This window comes from Gorillibacterium sp. CAU 1737 (assembly GCF_039888655.1).
Lineage (GTDB): Bacteria > Bacillota > Bacilli > Paenibacillales > NBRC-103111 > Gorillibacterium.
Genome location: NZ_JBDQQO010000001.1, coordinates 902,985 through 919,566 on the forward strand (window position 1 = coordinate 902,985; position 16,582 = coordinate 919,566).

General features: G+C 51.2%; 16 protein-coding genes, 1 tRNA gene, 1 pseudogene and 1 riboswitch. Of the genes and pseudogenes, 15 read left to right on the top strand and 3 right to left on the bottom strand.

Annotation, left to right across the window (positions count from 1 at the left end; all coding sequences use genetic code 11):
* The first annotated feature begins 39 nt into the window (after positions 1 to 39).
* Together AAFN83_RS04195 and AAFN83_RS04200 are read left to right on the top strand one after the other, a co-directional pair.
* Positions 40 to 1,539, top strand: coding sequence for an aminotransferase class V-fold PLP-dependent enzyme (locus AAFN83_RS04195; protein WP_347767293.1), 1,500 nt, complete (start codon positions 40 to 42; stop codon positions 1,537 to 1,539).
* Between the two features lie 83 nt (positions 1,540 to 1,622).
* Positions 1,623 to 1,759, top strand: a riboswitch (cyclic di-AMP (ydaO/yuaA leader).
* Between the two features lie 7 nt (positions 1,760 to 1,766).
* Positions 1,767 to 2,480: a CAP domain-containing protein gene (locus AAFN83_RS04200; protein ID WP_347767295.1), complete on the top strand. Its 714-nt coding sequence runs from the start codon at positions 1,767 to 1,769 to the stop codon at positions 2,478 to 2,480.
* Positions 2,481 to 2,600: 120 nt separating this feature from the next.
* Here the strand turns inward: AAFN83_RS04200 and AAFN83_RS04205 are convergent, their stop codons facing one another.
* Positions 2,601 to 3,953, bottom strand: coding sequence for an MDR family MFS transporter (locus tag AAFN83_RS04205; RefSeq protein ID WP_347767296.1), 1,353 nt, complete (start codon positions 3,951 to 3,953; stop codon positions 2,601 to 2,603).
* Between the two features lie 192 nt (positions 3,954 to 4,145).
* On the opposite strand from AAFN83_RS04205, the pseudogene msrA reads away from it, so the two are divergent.
* The 4 genes and pseudogenes from msrA (at position 4,146) to AAFN83_RS04225 (ending at position 6,965) form a co-directional block, all read left to right on the top strand.
* Positions 4,146 to 5,139, top strand: a pseudogene (msrA, locus tag AAFN83_RS04210) (peptide-methionine (S)-S-oxide reductase MsrA).
* 162 nt (positions 5,140 to 5,301) lie between these two features.
* Positions 5,302 to 5,385 (top strand) — tRNA-Leu (locus AAFN83_RS04215).
* A 224-nt stretch (positions 5,386 to 5,609) separates the two neighbouring features.
* Positions 5,610 to 5,957, top strand: coding sequence for a hypothetical protein (locus tag AAFN83_RS04220; protein ID WP_347767297.1), 348 nt, complete (start codon positions 5,610 to 5,612; stop codon positions 5,955 to 5,957).
* A 168-nt stretch (positions 5,958 to 6,125) separates the two neighbouring features.
* Entirely contained in the window at positions 6,126 to 6,965 is an 840-nt protein-coding gene (locus tag AAFN83_RS04225; RefSeq protein WP_347767298.1) for a YitT family protein, read from the top strand.
* A 93-nt stretch (positions 6,966 to 7,058) separates the two neighbouring features.
* Here AAFN83_RS04225 and AAFN83_RS04230 read toward each other — a convergent pair whose 3' ends face one another.
* A complete protein-coding gene (locus AAFN83_RS04230; protein WP_347767299.1) occupies positions 7,059 to 7,322 on the bottom strand; it encodes a zinc ribbon domain-containing protein in 264 nt (87 codons plus the stop codon).
* A 13-nt stretch (positions 7,323 to 7,335) separates the two neighbouring features.
* Positions 7,336 to 7,935 (bottom strand): TetR/AcrR family transcriptional regulator, encoded by a 600-nt coding sequence (locus AAFN83_RS04235; RefSeq protein ID WP_347767301.1) that lies wholly within the window; start codon positions 7,933 to 7,935, stop codon positions 7,336 to 7,338.
* A gap of 234 nt (positions 7,936 to 8,169) precedes the next feature.
* Here AAFN83_RS04235 and AAFN83_RS04240 point away from each other — a divergent pair, with 234 nt between their 5' ends.
* Genes AAFN83_RS04240 through hemW form a run of 9 tightly spaced genes read left to right on the top strand, consistent with a single transcriptional unit; the run spans position 8,170 to position 16,428 of the window.
* The gene (locus AAFN83_RS04240; RefSeq protein ID WP_347767303.1) at positions 8,170 to 8,622 is read left to right on the top strand and encodes an SRPBCC family protein; all 453 of its coding nucleotides are present in this window, start codon (positions 8,170 to 8,172) and stop codon (positions 8,620 to 8,622) included.
* A 21-nt stretch (positions 8,623 to 8,643) separates the two neighbouring features.
* Positions 8,644 to 9,933, top strand: coding sequence for a beta-ketoacyl-[acyl-carrier-protein] synthase family protein (locus AAFN83_RS04245; RefSeq protein ID WP_347767304.1), 1,290 nt, complete (start codon positions 8,644 to 8,646; stop codon positions 9,931 to 9,933).
* A gap of 12 nt (positions 9,934 to 9,945) precedes the next feature.
* Positions 9,946 to 11,190, top strand: a complete 1,245-nt coding sequence (locus AAFN83_RS04250; RefSeq protein WP_347767305.1) for a beta-ketoacyl-[acyl-carrier-protein] synthase family protein — start codon at positions 9,946 to 9,948, stop codon at positions 11,188 to 11,190.
* Positions 11,191 to 11,216: 26 nt separating this feature from the next.
* Entirely contained in the window at positions 11,217 to 11,453 is a 237-nt protein-coding gene (locus tag AAFN83_RS04255; protein ID WP_347767307.1) for an acyl carrier protein, read from the top strand.
* Positions 11,450 to 11,875 carry a holo-ACP synthase gene (gene acpS / locus AAFN83_RS04260; protein ID WP_347767309.1) on the top strand — a complete coding sequence of 142 codons (426 nt, stop codon included), beginning with the start codon at positions 11,450 to 11,452 and terminating at the stop codon, positions 11,873 to 11,875. The genes AAFN83_RS04255 and acpS overlap by 4 nt, the downstream gene beginning before the upstream one ends.
* Positions 11,872 to 13,092 carry a U32 family peptidase gene (locus AAFN83_RS04265; protein WP_347767311.1) on the top strand — a complete coding sequence of 407 codons (1,221 nt, stop codon included), beginning with the start codon at positions 11,872 to 11,874 and terminating at the stop codon, positions 13,090 to 13,092. The genes acpS and AAFN83_RS04265 overlap by 4 nt, the downstream gene beginning before the upstream one ends.
* Before the next feature lie 29 nt (positions 13,093 to 13,121).
* Positions 13,122 to 14,357, top strand: a complete 1,236-nt coding sequence (locus tag AAFN83_RS04270) for an MFS transporter (protein WP_347767312.1) — start codon at positions 13,122 to 13,124, stop codon at positions 14,355 to 14,357.
* Positions 14,344 to 15,057 carry a DNA alkylation repair protein gene (locus tag AAFN83_RS04275; RefSeq protein ID WP_347767314.1) on the top strand — a complete coding sequence of 238 codons (714 nt, stop codon included), beginning with the start codon at positions 14,344 to 14,346 and terminating at the stop codon, positions 15,055 to 15,057. Before AAFN83_RS04270 ends, AAFN83_RS04275 begins: the two co-directional genes overlap by 14 nt.
* Positions 15,058 to 15,069: 12 nt before the next feature.
* Positions 15,070 to 16,428 (top strand): radical SAM family heme chaperone HemW, encoded by a 1,359-nt coding sequence (gene hemW, locus AAFN83_RS04280; RefSeq protein WP_347767315.1) that lies wholly within the window; start codon positions 15,070 to 15,072, stop codon positions 16,426 to 16,428.
* Positions 16,429 to 16,582: the final 154 nt, after the last annotated feature.

Genomic DNA, 16,582 nt, shown 5'->3' on the forward strand with positions numbered 1-16,582 from the left:
CATATCCTGTTTTGACATGGGCGAATGGAGGGATGGGATGTGTTGGGGTGTTGCCTTAGCCGTACGGATAAGAGCCGTCGTGAGCTGGAGCACTATTTCGCGCCGTACCGGGAACAGACACTTGGAAATCACGCACGGTTCCAAACCCCATACGGGGTTCGGCGAATTCTCTATGCCGATTGGGCGGCCAGCGGGCGCTTGTACGGCCCCATTGAGCGGAAGCTGCAGACGGAATTCATGCCATATGCGGCCAATACCCACAGTGAGGCGACCTATACGGGAGCTTTGATGACGACAGCCTACCGGGAAGCGAAAGCGCGCATCAAGCAGCATATTCATGCGGGGGAGGACGACCTGCTGCTCTTTTGCGGCAACGGCATGACCGCTGCGGTCGCAAAGCTTCAACGATTACTCGGTATCAAGCTCCCTTCCGGATTTCGCGGAGCCGTTGACGTTGCACCTGAACAGCGGCCGGTCGTTTTTGTTACGCATATGGAGCATCACTCAAATCAAATCTCGTGGAAGGAATGCCTGGCGGATGTCATCGTGCTGGAACCGGATGAGAACGGCCTGGCCAGCTCAGAGAACCTCGAGGCGGAGCTGGTTCGCTTTGCTGATCGCCCATTGAAGCTGGGAGCGTTCACGGCTTGCTCGAACGTGACAGGGGTTATGCCGAAGCTAGGGGCTTTGGCAAAAGTCATGCACCGCCACGGGGGGATGGTTTTTGCCGATTGGACGGCCTTCGCTCCCTATGCCGAGCTCGATATGCACCCCGACGATCCCGAGGAAGGCTTGGATGCCGTCTATTTCTCCCCTCATAAATTCCTAGGAGGCCCCGGTGCCAGCGGGGTGCTTGCCGTTCATGCCCGACTGGTAAACGGAGAGATCCCGGATCTCCCCGGAGGAGGGACGGTGCTGTGGACGGACCGTTGGGGCGGGGTAACGTATTTGGAGGAGAAGGAAGAGCGAGAGGATGGGGGAACACCCGGCTTCTTGCAGGCTGCCAAGGCCGCGTTCGCCATCTCGCTCAAGGAAGAAATGGGCATAAGTGAGCTGTGTGAGCGGGAGGGACAGCTAACCGAACTGCTGCTGAACGGACTCGACACCTTGCCGGGGATCCACATTCTGGACAGCGCGCTTCAGGAAAGGCTTCCTATCGTCTCCTTTCTCTGCCGGGATCTGCATTATCCATTGGTCGTTCGCCTGCTTAATGATCGGTATGGTATCCAATCCCGCGGAGGCTGTTCCTGCGCAGGGACGTATGGGCATTTTTTGTTTGGCCTCTCCCCGGAAGAATCCGAACGAATCCGCCGGAAGGTAGAGAGCGGACACCTGTTGGAAAAGCCGGGCTGGGTTCGGCTGTCTCTTCACCCGATCGTATCGGACGAAGAGGTACACGCACTCTTGCGCGCCATGCGCGAGATCGTTCACTATGCTCCGCTGTGGAAAACAGACTATCGCTACGACCCCGTTCAGAACGATTATGTGCACAAAGGACAATGGAATCGAACAACGAAGCGAAACTGGTTCTCTCTGTAGCGAGGGCCAGTTTCGCTTCGTTTCTATTATTTACCGGATCAACCGGCACTCTAGCTGTGATAGAATAGAAACGGTCATGCCACACCCAAATCAGGCCGAAGCTCTTGACCAGAGCGCGGGGGACCCCATTCTTGGGGTGAAGCTGCGCCGATGCGCAGCCGGGATTTTCTCTTTTTCCCGAACCCGTCAGCTAACCTCGCAGGCCGCCAAAAGGAGAGTGTCTTTCTTTGAATACTCGCAAAACTATTTTTACCCGTCGTCTGATGACCACCGCTCTCGCCGGCAGCCTTCTTGCCGCGCCTTTGCTCGCCTCTGGTACGGCTGATGCCGCTTCCGCTTACCGCGTGAAAGCGAATGATACCCTTTGGAGAATTTCCGTGAATCAAGGCGTAACGCTGAACTCCCTGATTCAAGCCAATAGCTGGATCAAGAACCCCAATATCATCTGGGAGGGCATGGTGATCACCATCCCGACCAAGACGACCACCAGCACCCCGTCGAAGACCCCTTCGACTCCGGTGACTTCGACCCCGTCCGCACCATCCACAGGGACGTCGGCAACCGATGATACCGCTACGGCTTATGCCAAACAGGTAGCCTCCATCGTCAATCAGGAGCGTGCGGCAGCGGGACTGAGCCCGCTCACCTTCGATTCGGCCCTGTCCAAGATGGCCGTCGACAAGGCGAAAGACATGATCGTGAACAACTACTTCAGCCATACGTCGCCGACCTACGGTTCTCCATTTGATATGATGACCCGTTATGGCATTCCGCATTCCTATGCCGGTGAAAACATCGCCAAGGGCCAACGGACGCCGCAGGAGGTCATGACCGCCTGGATGAACAGCGCAGGACATAAGGCGAACATTCTCAATGCGAACTACAAAAAAATCGGCGTCGGCTATTACAATGGCGCTTGGGTACAAGAGTTTACGGACTGATCTATAGAATTTCGTTCGAAACGGAAGAAGCCTCCTACCAAGAATGATTCTTGGAGCGGAGGCTTCTTTTCGTTTCTGTATGCAGTTGGATGAAATCATACAGGTGAGGACGGAACAGCCTTACAGCGCATTCGGAAGGGGCCGCTTGGCTGCCTCCAGCGAGAGGAAGGCCGTCGCGAGAGAAAGCAGGCTGACCAGGAACCCGTAGGTGTACAGGGAGTGGACGCCGGTCATGAACTGGGCCGCACCGGTGAGCAGGCTGCCCATAACCGTAACACCAACCGCCGTTCCGATGTTCCGTGAGAACATCATGAGGGAGGTGGAAATCCCTTTTTGATCCCCGTCAACAAACTGTTGGGAGCCAATGATGGTGACGGTGACGAGAATCCCGAACGCCATCCCTTGAATGAACAGGGCGGTTAGGCTGTACAAGTAGCTGCTTCCGGCTGACAGGTAAAACAGCTGGACACCGGACAGAACGAGGAGGACGTTGCCGATGATCAAGAGGCGGGAGTACCCGTAGCGGAGGATGAGCTTACCAGCGGGTACGGACATGAGCATCCAACCAGCCGATTGCGCAAGCAAGGCTACACCGCTCACAAAAGTGGAGTACCCTTGCTCCTGCAGGAAGGTCGGAGCATAGCTCGCGGTGCCAAACAATGCTGCATTCGACAGGAAGGCGTTGATGTTCATCCGCCGGATCGGTCGGCTGCGGAAAAGGGCAAGCGGGACGATGGGCGAGCTTTGCCGCCGTTCATAAGCAATGAAGACAGCGAGCAGGGCAACACCGGCCAATACGAGCCACCAGGCCTGCTTCTCAAAAGCGGTGGCGGCCAGCGTCAGGCTTACGCCTAAGGTGAAGAGCACGGCTCCTCCGTAGTCCACCGAGGCTGGCTTTGGCTCGTATTCTTCCTTGTAAGCCCTCAGGAAGAAGAGGGACAGCAGGCATATCGGGATGTTGATGTAGAAAATCCAGCGCCACGAGGCATACTCCGTGAATAAGGCGCCGAATAGAGGGGCGATAACCGCGGAGATGCCCCACATGGCGGAGAAGAGCGCCTGGATTTTTCCCCGTTCCTCGATGGGATACAAGTCTCCGGCGATAATCGCAGGAAAGGGGTTCATGATCCCAGCTCCGATACCCTGAACCGCGCGGAACAAAATGAGCTGCATCATGGTTTGAGACAGTCCGCAGAGCAGAGAGCCGATGAGGAATACGATGATGCCGGCAGCCAGGATGGTTTTGCGTCCGTATAAGTCTGAGATCCGTCCGGCGATGGGGGTAAGCACCGTTGAGAAGATCATATAGGAAGCGAATGCCCAGGCGTAGAGCGAATAACCGCCTAAATCCTTGACAATGATGGGCATGGTGGTGTTGATGATGGTGGTGTCCATGGAAGCGACCAGCATGGCGAGCACGATGCTGACAAGCACCTGCATTCGGTTTTGCGGTCGATTGAGCGTGGCTGGCATGAAATTCCGTCCTTTCCGGGAATGATGAAATCAAAGCATTTTCCGATTATAGCGCGTTTCCTTCGGGAAGAACAAGGGAAAGCTTTCAACGTCTCCTTCAAGCGGGTTTCATTTGAGCGAAGCGGCAGTGAAATGCTATACTAATCCCGAGTCATCTACACGTCTTTAAAAGGAACAGGAGGTACATCCCCTATGAGCGATCATCACGAACCAGAAGCCGGTAGCCGTTTGGAACAGGCAACCTTCGCGGGAGGATGTTTCTGGTGCATGATTAGCCCGTTTGAAGAGCGTCCCGGCATCATTTCCGTGGTCTCCGGCTACACGGGTGGTCATAAGGAGAATCCCACGTATAAGGAAGTATGCTCGGGAACGACGGGGCATACGGAAGCGGTTCAAATCACGTTTGATCCTGAGATTTTTCCCTATTCCGAGCTGGTGGAGGTATTCTGGCAGCAGATTGACCCGACCGATGCGGAAGGTCAATTCTGCGATCGCGGCGAATCGTACCGGACGGCCATCTTCACGTACAGCGACGAGCAGCGTGATTTGGCAGAGGTTTCGAAGAAGCGCCTGAATGAAAGCGGCCGCTTCAGTCACCCCATCGTCACCCCCATCGTTCCGGCGATGCCTTTCTATCCGGCAGAGGAATATCACCAGGACTTCCATAAGAAGAACCCGGAGCACTACAAGCAATACCGCAAGGGATCCGGTCGAGATCGGTACCTGGAGCAAGCATGGGGAGGGGAGAACCATTAAAGAGAGCTCTGAAGACTTGAAAAAGCGCCTAACTCCCCTTCAATATGAGGTGACCCAAAACAGCGCGACGGAAGCCCCCTTCCAGAACGAGTTCTTCGACCATCACGAAGAAGGCTTGTACGTGGATATCGTCTCGGGAAAGCCGCTGTTCACCTCGCTCGATAAGTACGACTCCGGCTGCGGCTGGCCCAGCTTCACCAAACCGGTGGAGGAGGAAGTTGTCAAGGAGAAGGCTGACCACAGCCACTTCATGGTCCGCACCGAAGTGCGCAGCACGGAAGCGGACTCTCACCTCGGCCACGTGTTCCCGGATGGACCCGCCGATAAGGGCGGCTTGCGCTATTGCATCAACTCCGCCGCTCTTCGGTTTATCCCGAAGGACAAGCTGGAGGAAGAAGGCTACAGCGAGTACCGGACGTTGTTTTCGTAAGGCTCTGTCCGGCTGATTAGAAAGAGGTTTTGGCCGCTGTAGTTAACGCCATAAAATACCAGTAAAAAAGGGCTTGTCAAACAACCGGGGAACGTGATATATTATTCCTCGGTTGTTCGACAGCCAAGCGGACAACGATAAGCGCAGCAACGCGCAAAATATGCGGTCATGGCGGAATTGGCAGACGCGCTAGATTCAGGTTCTAGTGTCAGCAATGACGTGGAGGTTCAAGTCCTCTTGACCGCACTACTTTCAGAAAACAGACTTTTCGTGGCAATCGGCCATAGAGAAGTCTGTTTTCTTTTTTCGTAATTTCACAATCCAGCATCTCATCGAAACCGACTTGTTTTCCAGCGTTTCTACACACAATCTTAACTCCATTTGCCATTCCTTAATCCCGTGCTTATATCGAGGGTGCTAAGCTTTGTAGCGTAGCAAAAACTTCACCGGGAAAAGGAAGGGAAAACGTCATGGACGATATTTTGCGAGGTATGGGGTTGCTGTGCATCATCATGGTGACCTTGCACGCGGCAAAGAAGATCATGGCTCATCTGGAGGCAGTCCGGGCATCGAAAGGGTCGGAAAATTACGAAGACAATGCCGTGTACAAAGCAGCTTGCGTGTTTGCTGCAGGTGGGTCGGAAGAAGAATTGAAACACATGCTGGCGGACAGCTATCAATTCGACTCTACGAAAGCGGAGCAGATCCTTCTGTTATCTAATTCAGGACGAGTGGATCGAGACCATGCTTATGCAATTTTCATTAAGGCCGTTAACGATGTGTTGGGGGAGGAAGTTTACCGCTTAACTCAATCCTGACGTTTCTCCACTGTTCCAGGCGGCAGTCTTCAGTTTGGTAAACTAGTAGCATGGTAGCACAGTTGCTTGAGAGGCTTCGAAATCCGTGATTAAATGTAGGAATGGCAGAGCGTGCCCAGCGGGTTGGAGGCACGAGAACGATTGCGGAGAGTAGGCTGTGCGGTAGAGATGAAAAAAACAGGTTTGGATTTACTCGTCATCATGGCGGGGGCTTTCGCCTTTGCGCTCGGCATCAACGTCTTTGTCATTCCTCACGAATTTGGCGAGGGCGGCGTAGTCGGCATTACGATTATTTTGTATTATCTGCTGGAATGGCCGCCGGGCTGGACCAGCCTGGTTATCAATATGCTGCTGCTTGCAGCGGGGTTTCGCTTTCTGTCCAAGCGGACGATTGCCTATACTGTGGCTGCCGTCTCGTTCCATTCCCTCTTTCTTCATCTCACCGAAGGGTGGCGGATCGTGGCCAACGATTTAATGGTCAATGCCATCTTCGGCGGAGCCATCATCGGACTGGGCATTGGGCTCATCGTTCGGGTCGGAGGAACGACGGCCGGAACGGTTATCATCGCCAAGTTCCTCAACAAATTCTGGGATTGGAACATCAGCTACGCCCTGTTGTTTTGCGACGTGTTGGTTGCATTGTGCTCCTACTTTATTATCGGGCCGGAACGGCTGATGTTCACCCTCATCATGCTGGTTGTGGCCACGAAGGTAATGGAGCTCGTCATTGCGGGACTAAATCCGACGAAGGCGGTAACCATCATCTCCAAAGAGCAGGACCGCATCGCAGACCAGGTAAACAAGCTGATGGATCGAGGCGTGACGGTGTTGAGCGGTCAGGGGTATTACACGAAAACCTCGATGGGCGTTCTCTATATCGTGGTCAACAAACAGGAGATCGCGATGCTGAAGAAAATCGTCAAAGCCACCGATCGCGAGGCGTTCCTCACGATTCACGACCTGCAGGATGTCTTTGGCAAAGGGTTTGTGGATATTCAAAATTCATAACGGGTCAAACCGCTTTGCTCACTTGTATAGGAATAAGAAGGCTCGCAGTTGCATTATGCAATTGCGAGCCTTTTGTTTACACTTTTGAACCGATTAGTTGCCAAAGTCAACGGTTTCTCTAAACTTCTCCCAAGCAGGCAGGCGCATCATCATCGCCTTCGCAGAAGTGGTAGCGACTTGGATGTCCAACCCTTGTGTTTTGATGATGAGCTTAACGAAAGATTGCAATTTCTCTGAATACGATTGCATGGTTCCATCGGGACGAGAGCAATGACGGCAGTAATCCTTTTTTTCATCCTCCATCGCGTAATCCGATAAGCTCTTCATCGGCATTCCGCACGCAATGCAAATTTTCAAATGAATCACGTCCTCAGTCTATGTTTTTCGGAGCAAGAAGCTCCATATAGAAATTCAAGATTTCATCCCCGTAGCGAAGAAGTACCGATTCTCCAGGGGCAAACAGGTCACTATTAATTAAATAATAGTGCAAGAGTCCTGTCCAGCTATTGAAGATCATATGGATGGGAAGAGTTGCAATTTTACCTTCTTCCATCTCTCTTTCTGCTACCTGACCCAAATAAAAGGATATGGTCGATTGAATCAGGATAAAGGTATTTCGGGCATCCTTAGGCAGCAATCGGCCCTCAATGACGAGTCTCGTATAGAAGGCCTCATATTCAAGCAGACCTTGAATGTGAGCGCTTAACAAATCAACAATTCCACTCGTGTTATAGGTCAACTCATGCAATCGCGCGCTAATTCGATTCCCGAATTCCTCGATGACCGAAACAATCAGTTCCTCCTGGGTGGGGAAATGAGCAAAGATCGTCCCGTGAGAAACCTTCGAGGCATGGGCAATATCCGCCGTTCTGGTTTTTAGAAATCCGTTCTCGCCATATTGTTGTAAAGCCATGGCAATGATATTTTGCCGTGTGGCTTGTTTCTGTTTTTGACGCTGTGATCCTGTCATAGTAGCCCCCCTGTTCAGCTATATATTATTACACTAAGTTAAATAACTCAACACTCAATAACTGACTAATCATTGAGTATATACTCATTGACTTTAAAATCAATGTGGTGTATCCTGTGGCTAATCAGGAAAAAGTTACCTAAAATTGATGCAAATTACTTCGTTCAAGCAAGGAGAGTCGTGATTTTCTAATTCGAAATGTGATTATATTCACAAAATAAAAGGAGGTACACGATGACCAGAATCCAAAATTCCATTGAAATCAATGCTGGGTTTGATGTGGTGTTTGATATGACCAATGACATCGAGAACTGGCCGAACTTATTTACGGAGTATAAAGAAGCACTGGTTATCCAGAAAGATGATAATTACATTTTGTTCCGATTGACGACATTTCCGGATGAAGATCAAAAGACCTACTCCTGGATTTCCGAGCGGAGACTGGATCGAGAGAACAAGAAGATCCATGCCCGAAGAGTCGATCATCTGTTTCCTTTCCAGTCGATGGATATCCAATGGCTGTATGAAGAAAAGGATGGGAGAACCGAGATGGTCTGGACCCAGGATTTTGAGGTGGACCCTTCAAGTGGATTCACGGAACAACAAGTGGTGGATCACTTGAATCAAACTTCAAGGGTACAGATGGAAGCGATCAAAACCAATCTGGAGAAGATACTTGCTTATTAATTTTCAATAGGAGTGGTTGATGTGAGCAAACGAGTTGTCGTGACCGGAATGGGGCTGCTGACTCCTTTGGGCAATACGCTAGAGACATTTTGGGAAAATAGCCTGAACGCAATGCCTGCTTATGACAAACTGGAGCAGTTTATGGACATGGACTTGAAGAGCAAGGTAGCAGGTGTCATTCCAGAGTTTGATTATCTGGGTAGAACCGCCGATCCCTCCAATTCCGAACAGATGGGAAGACCGACTGTGCTCGCCGTGAATAGTGCGATTCGTGCCGTTCGCAATGCCCGGTTGGACTGGAGTGCTGTTGATCGGGAGCGGGTCGGGGTCTGCATGGCCAATGCGATTGCCGATACCCCGTATTCAGAAAAATCTTTTTTGGAATTGAAGAATGAGCAAGGCTATCTGAGCTATAGCTCTGACAAATCATTGCCTTCTTATAAGAAAGGCATGTTCTCGTTTATTGCAAACGAAATCGCAGAAGAGTTCGGCCTGATGGGTGAATGCTTCGTCATGTCGACCGGCTGTACGGGAGGAATTGATGCGATCGGGTATGGCTTTGATTCCATTCGCAGCGGCGATCATGACATTATGCTTTGCGGCGCATCAGAGGCTCCCATCACCTACATGACCATTGCTTCGTTCGATGCGATAGGAGCTCTATCCGTAGCCTTTAATGATGAACCCAAGAAAGCTTCCAGACCCTTTGATAGGCTGCGAAACGGCTTTGTATTGAGCGAAGGAAGCGCGGTCCTTGTGCTAGAGGAGCTCGAACATGCGGTGAAGCGGGAAGCGACGATTTATGGTGAAATCGTGAGCTTCTCCAGCACGAACAACGCCTACCATATGACCGATCTGCCCACGGACGGTGATGCATTGGCGCAGGCAATGAACCTGGCTTTCATGGACAGCGGCTTGGAGCCGACGGATGTGGATTACATAAACGCACACGGCAGTTCTACCCCTCAGAATGATTATTTTGAAACAGCTGCTATCAAGAAAGCATTTGGCGAGCATGCCTATCAAATCCCGATCAGTTCAACGAAATCCATGGTCGGCCATCCTTTATCAGCGGCAAGCGCTATTGAAATCATTCATTGCTTCCTGGCTATGAAGGAAGGCATCGCTCCCCCGACGGCCAATTGGGAAGTTCGGGACCCCGGCTGCGATCTTAACTATGTTCCGAACAAGGGAATACCCAAACCGCTTTCGCACGTCATGACCAATGCCAGCGGCTTCTCGGGTATCCATTCCGTTATGCTCCTCTCCAACACGGAGAAATCGGACCAAGTCCGGGATAAATTGGCATAGGAGGTGAAGCGAATGAGCGAACAGGTATTTGTGACCGGGATGGGGATGGTTGGGCCTTGCGGAAATAGCACCAAGGCATTCTGGGAGGGACTGCTGGACCCAAGTACGACCTACATAACGGCACTGGAATCGGATTTGTCGCAAGACCTGCTGGTTAAGGCAGGTGGACAAGTTAAGGGGATCGAAGCGGAAAAGCTTTTCTCAAAGAGGCTTCTTCGGAAATGCTCGCGATTTTCCGTCTTGTCCTTATTGTCCAGTATGGAAGCCGTTCAGGATGCAGGCTTGGAGCTGGAGCATCTGGATAAGGATCGAATCGGCATCTTTGTTGGAAACAATTCAGGAGGATGGGAAAGTGCAAGAGAGGGATTGGAAGTCCTTCATCGAGAAGGACCGAAATTTGTTAGCCCCTACCTCGCCAGCAATTGGTTTCCCGCTGCGGCTCAAGGCCATCTTTCGCTCGTCTTGGGGACCAAAGGCTTCAGCAAAACGGTTATTGCGGACCGAGCCAGCGGTCTCCTTGCCATTGCTTATGCAGCTAAGGCCATCCGAAGCGGCGCTGTTGACATGGCGATAGCCGGAGGAGTCGAAACCCCGCTGGACGATTGGGCGTTGGCGTTCTACAAGCAATCCGGAATCCTGTGCAGCACGGATTCGGATGAAGAAGCCGTCTACAAACCGTTTGATCGCAATCGCAACGGTCTCCTGCTGGCGGAAGGAGCTGCCTTCGTTGTTCTCGAGTCGCAAGCAAGTGTAAAGCGCCGAAAGGCCGAGCACCACATTGTCGCCAGTGTACAAGGCTTCGGCATGACAAACAGCGGGGGAGCTTCCGACCATCAAGTGAAGGTCGGTCAATATGCCAGAGCCATCCGAACGGCCATTCGCCATTCGGATGTAAAGGAGGAGGACATTGCTTATCTATCGCTGGATGGAGCTGCGAATGAGGCGGATGACACCATCGAATGTGAAGCCATTCACAACGTGTTTGCGGATCGAGCCACACAAATTCCTTCCAGCTGCCCGAAATCGGCATTTGGCAATTCCATCGGTGCGTCAGGGGCTATCGATTTTGCACTGGCGGTGCAAACGATGAGGGATTCCATCATTCCACCAGTGGCGAATCTGGTTGAACCCGATGAAAGGTGCCCGTTGCGTTTTGTTCAACACGAAAATCTGGAGAGCCGGGTGCGTTCATCACTCGTCCTCTCAAGAGGGTTGGGCGGCGTTTCAGCCGCTATGGTACTCAAGCAAGAAATCTAACACTTTAGGAAGAGGAGGAACGAATCATGATCTTCGAATGGCTGAAGCAAATGATCCACGACATGGGGATCACAGAAGAAATGGACCTGACCACGACGTTTGAGGAATTGCAAATGGACTCGACGGAACTTATCGATTTATCAACCGCAATCTCCAAAGAGTATCGCATCTTCATTCCCGATAAGGAATTGACGGATTTCTCGATCGGCCAAGTGATTGAAAGAATTGAACTGAACCGTTCTCTGGAACAAAAAGTGCAATGATCGAAGGGCTTGGCATCGATATGGTGAAGGTTTCTTACATAAACCGGATGCTCAAAAAGCATGGAGATGTCTTTTTGCACAACATTTATGCTGTCGAAGAAATTCGGTTATATGGGGAGAAGAAAAGGCATGTTGATCATTTTCTAGCTGGACGGTTTGCCGCGAAGGAAGCCTTACTTAAAGCACTGGGTACCGGAATGGCCAGCGGACTGGATTTCAACCAGATCGAGGTTTGCAATAATGCGGCGGGCAAGCCGTTTGTGAATCGGACTCCGTCGATCGAGCGTTTTCTGGAACCCGATCAACGAATTCAAATCAGCATAAGCCATCATGAGAAATATGCAGTTGCCGTCATCATCATCGAGAGAGTTCCATTAACTGGCTGCGAAAGTCGAACTATTCGAAATGAGGTGATCTTGTGAGACTATCTGTTTCCACAAATTTTGATAACGCTCTTCTGGAGGGCTTGAAGGGCACACGAACGACGGAAGTGTACGGAAAGCTGGCTCAGGATATCTTCGGAGGAGGAAGGCCGCCGTTTTTGCTGCCGGACATCAGCCGGGAGGAGATCCGCGAGCATGTAGAGCTGGCTCATTCCTTGGGGCTTGAGTTCAACTATTTGTTAAACGGAAATTGCATGGGGAATCTGGAGTTGACCGACGAGGTCTATCCTCAGATTTTTGAAGAGATCGATTGGCTCCGGGAGATCAAGGTGGATTGGGTGACGGTTTCCCTTCCCTTCCTGGTCGATATGGTGAAGAGAAGAGCTCCCGAGATCAGGGTCGATATCTCTACCTTTGCTTATGTGGATACCTTTGAAAAAGCCAAGCGCTTCGAGCAGATGGGAGCAGATCGAATCTCCTTGCCTGTCGCCTTGAATCGAAATTTCAAGCTGCTGTCCCTGCTTCGCAATCAGTTGACCTGCGACCTTCGGTTGCTGACCACGAGCACCTGCCTCGCATCATGCCCCTATCGAGCCTACCACGATAACTGCGCCAGTCACTTATCGCAAACCAGTTACTCCGCCAAAGGGTTCCCCATTGATTATTCCACCTTAAAATGCACCGAGCACCTGGTCAAAAACCCGGTGGAAGTGATCAAGGCTCCCTGGATTCGGCCGGAAGACTTGCATTATTACGAAAAGATCGGCATCGACAACTTTAAGATCACCGAGCGCTCCAAGACCACCGACGCTCTTCTTGAAATCGTGAACGGCTACAACAAACGAAGATGTGATGGAGATTTTGCGAGGTTCCTCAATTTCCGTAACAGCCCGGGCTACCGAAAAGCCAATATCGGCATGATTCAGGCATGGGGGAAAAAGGGACCTGAGAAGAAAGATGCCCCTCCATTAAATGAAATCATTGCGGAATACCATACCTTGATCCGCGCGCAAAAAATCGAATTGGATAACCGAGAGCTTGACGGCTTCCTTTCCTATTTTGCGACGTCGGGCAAGGATTGCCGGAATGAGCTTTGCGGGGAAACCTGCAAGCATTGTTACCACTACGCAGACAAGGCGCTCCATGTGGTGGCTGGCTCGGAGGAAGCGGTCTTTGCGAAATTCGAAGCCATCTTCGAAAAGATCAACAGCGCTCAGCTGTACGACACCGAAGCCTGCATCAGCACGCGACCTTGACAAAAATCAGAATGGATTGGTGAAAGCTCATGAACGAGAAGAGAACAATCGGTATTTTGTACTACAACATTTTCTGGCTCTTTTGCATCATGATGAGCATTTTCCCGATTGCTCAGGTGTTGTCGGAAGAATTCGGCATAACGGCAGGCTTGGTTGGCTCCATAGCGGGCGTATCTTCCTTGCTCATGACCTTGCTGGCGATTCCCTCGGGTGTTCTTGCTGACCGGTACGGGAAGAAGAAGATGATCCTGATCGCGATCATCGTGACGATCCTTTCCCTGGTGGTGGTAACTCTATCCCGAGACGTTCTGATGTTCACCATCGGCTGGACCCTGTTTGGGATATCCAGAGGGCTCATGATCACGCCAAGCTTTGCGATTGTCCCGGATATCAGCAGTCCGAAGGAACGGGGCAAGGTCATGGGGATCGTAACCTCATCGATAGCCATCGGATCGGCGGCAGGCTATATCATCAGCGGGTTTTTGTGCAGTTCCTTTGGCTGGAGCACGACGTTCGCGATCTTTTCCGCTATTCAGGTGTTGTCTCTGCTGGTAACCCTCAAGTTAAAGAATACGGGGGAACGAAACACATCGATCACCATCGGGAAAGCCTTCGTGAACTCGTTCAAGTGGCTGAAATACAAGGAGGTTTCGATTTCGTGTATCATCGCCACCGGGTATTTGTTTATCGGAGTCTATGCGGTGATCATGGTTCCCTTTATCGCGGATGCTCATGACTACTCCCTTGTGTATGTCAGTCTGATGTTTATCCCGCTTGAAATCGTGACCGGCATATCGGCCGTGGTCTTTGGGAACATCTCTGATAAATTCGGCAGAATTCGCGCCTTGGTCATCGCACAGTTTCTGATCATCGCCGCCTTGGTTTTGCTGTATTTCCTTCCGTTTGATATCATCACGTTTTCCATCGTATTCGCCTTTGTTGGAATTGCGCGAGGTCCCGTTCTGGCGATATTCAATACGGTGATTACCGATACGGTCATGCAAAAGAATCCGAAGGAAATTGGAGCGGCACTGGGGACCTTCCGAACGCTTCAAGGGGTTGGGGTCGCGCTTGGACCGATCCTGGGCGGGGTGTTCTACGAAGCCTTCGGGTATAAGCTGAGCTTCCTGCTCGGGGCGGTTCTGGCGGTAGCCATGCTGCTCCTGACTGCGGTCATCCGATCGGCGAACAAGGCTCCTGTGATGCGCCATTTTGAGAAGAGCGACATGGGGCAGAAGGTGGACCTGAACCATGGAGATCGTTGATCGACTAAGGGAGTTATCCTCTCCCAAAACCCTGCAATCGATGATCCGTATCGGGATTAATCCCGATCAGGCGCTTGGAGTCACTTTGCCGCTTATGAGAAAGCTTGCCAAGGAAGTTGGCCGGAATCATGAGCTTGCGCTGCAGCTGTGGAATAGCGGCTACCACGAGGCCAGAATCCTCGCAACGATGGTGGATAATCCGCGCGAAGTGACCGAGCAGCAGCTTGAAAGCTGGTCCGGCGAGTTTGATTCCTGGGATGTGTGCGACTTAACCTGCCGCAATCTGATCGAGAAAACACCCTTTGCTATCGAAAAAGCAATGGAGTGGAGCTCCAGGCAAGAGGAATTCGTCAAGCGAGCCGGATTCGTCCTCATGGCCCGAATCTCTGTCTCCCATAAAAAACTGCCGGATTCGGAATTCGCTCCCTTTTTCGAACAGATCATCAAGCATTCAGAGGATGACCGAAACTTCGTCCGAAAGGCGATGCATTGGGCGCTGCGGCAAATCGGGAAGCGCAATCTCCCCCTGAACAAGAAAGCGGTTGAGTGTGCAGGGGAGCTGCAAAGGCTCGGCACGAAAAACTCGGTTTGGGTGGCGAACCAAGCATTGCGAGAGCTCCTCAGCGAGCCCGTGCAAGCCCGATTGCAGATTCGTGAAGAAAAGAAGCTGCAGAAGGAAACGAAACAACCATTATCTTAAGGAGGGCTTCTGTTGGAAAAATGTCAATCTGTTGCGGTCGTCGACTCTTTTTTGGACTATCGAGAACCCATTTGCTTGTCTCACTATCCTCCCCTCTCCAAGAGCCCGACTGCGGGGGAAGCCTCTGCCGGTCTTAGCCTGATCGATCGAAATGAATCAAATCACAAGAATGCAACCATTTATATCCACATTCCGTTCTGCGATAAAATTTGTGCCTTCTGCCCTTTTAACAAATACCTGAAGGAAGAAAAGAAGGTCGCGAATTACTTGAAGGCTCTCTTCCAGGAGATCGACTTGTACGCGGACACTCCCTTTGTGAAGGATACGGAATTCAGCAGTATTGCATTTGGCGGAGGAACGCCTACCGCCCTAACCTCGGAACAGCTATGCTCCATTATCGAAAAATGCAAGAGCAGCTTCCGACTGTCGCGAGATGTAGAGATCGGAGTAGAGGGCAATCCTGAGAACTATACAAGGGAAAAGATGGAGGCCACCTTTGCTGCGGGTGTAAACCGGATCAGCCTCGGAGTTCAAACCTTTGATCCGCAGTTAACCGAAGTGATGGAGCTGCATCACAAGGTGGAAGAAGCGCTAGAGGCCATCCAGAATGCTCATGAACTTGGCTGCCATAATGTTGGGATCGATCTCATCTACAATATGCCGGAGCAGACCGATGAGCAGTGGTTGGCGGATATCGACAAAGCCATCGAGTTGGGGATTGAGCACGTTTGTTTGTTTTCGATTACGACCCCGCCGTTTACGAAGTTTAAGAAGGACATTGATAATGGTCGGAAACCACCCGTCGGGGATCAAAGCAGGGAGATCTACCTCTATAAGCTTGCCGAGAAGAGACTGCTTGAGGCAGGTTATGAGCAGTACAGCGTATATGATTTCATCCTGCCGAACAAAGTGAATATCCATGCACTCAACTACTTTTCACGCCAAAGCGAATTGGTAGGGTTGGGACCGTCTGCTTTTGGTTATTTAAACAACTATATGTATATCAACAACGGCCAGCTCGAAGAATACTGCGAGCAAATTGATAATCAATACTATCCGATCATTTATGGCGAGAAGGCTTCTGTTGAGGATGAGATGTATGGAATGATGGCCAAGGGGCTGAGAATGCTCAAGGTCTCCAAGGCGATCTTCGAGAAGAAATTCAACATCACCATTGAGGAGAAATTCCCGGAGCAGCTGGCGTACCTGCAAGCCCAAGGCTTGATTGAGATTGACGATTATGACGTGAAATTAACCCGAAAGGGTAGGCTGTACGGAAATAACGTTTGCAGAGCTTTCATCTCGGATAACTACAAGGAAGTAGCCAGAATGAACCGAAATCCGTTGACCAAGGGAGTTAAACGAACCTAATTCTCGGAAGGGGTTATTTCTATATGAAGCTATCCGTAGGGACAAATTTTGATGATAGCTTGCTGCACGGACTAAAAGAAACAAAAACCAAAGTCGTGTATGGGAAAATATCCAGTGATCTGTTCGGAGGGGGAAGGCCAACCTTATCCCTTCC

Excerpts from the sequence above, each read along its gene's own strand:
- AAFN83_RS04205 (WP_347767296.1), bottom strand. The coding sequence starts at position 3,953 with ATGCCAGCCACGCTCAATCGACCGCAAAACCGAATGCAGGTGCTTGTC.
- AAFN83_RS04225 (WP_347767298.1), top strand. The coding sequence starts at position 6,126 with ATGAAAAAAACAGGTTTGGATTTACTCGTCATCATGGCGGGGGCTTTC.
- AAFN83_RS04240 (WP_347767303.1), top strand. The coding sequence starts at position 8,170 with ATGACCAGAATCCAAAATTCCATTGAAATCAATGCTGGGTTTGATGTG.
- acpS (WP_347767309.1), top strand. The coding sequence starts at position 11,450 with ATGATCGAAGGGCTTGGCATCGATATGGTGAAGGTTTCTTACATAAAC.
- AAFN83_RS04275 (WP_347767314.1), top strand. The coding sequence starts at position 14,344 with ATGGAGATCGTTGATCGACTAAGGGAGTTATCCTCTCCCAAAACCCTG.
- AAFN83_RS04250 (WP_347767305.1), top strand. The coding sequence starts at position 9,946 with ATGAGCGAACAGGTATTTGTGACCGGGATGGGGATGGTTGGGCCTTGC.
- AAFN83_RS04235 (WP_347767301.1), bottom strand. The coding sequence starts at position 7,935 with ATGACAGGATCACAGCGTCAAAAACAGAAACAAGCCACACGGCAAAAT.
- AAFN83_RS04270 (WP_347767312.1), top strand. The coding sequence starts at position 13,122 with ATGAACGAGAAGAGAACAATCGGTATTTTGTACTACAACATTTTCTGG.
- AAFN83_RS04220 (WP_347767297.1), top strand. The coding sequence starts at position 5,610 with ATGGACGATATTTTGCGAGGTATGGGGTTGCTGTGCATCATCATGGTG.
- AAFN83_RS04255 (WP_347767307.1), top strand. The coding sequence starts at position 11,217 with ATGATCTTCGAATGGCTGAAGCAAATGATCCACGACATGGGGATCACA.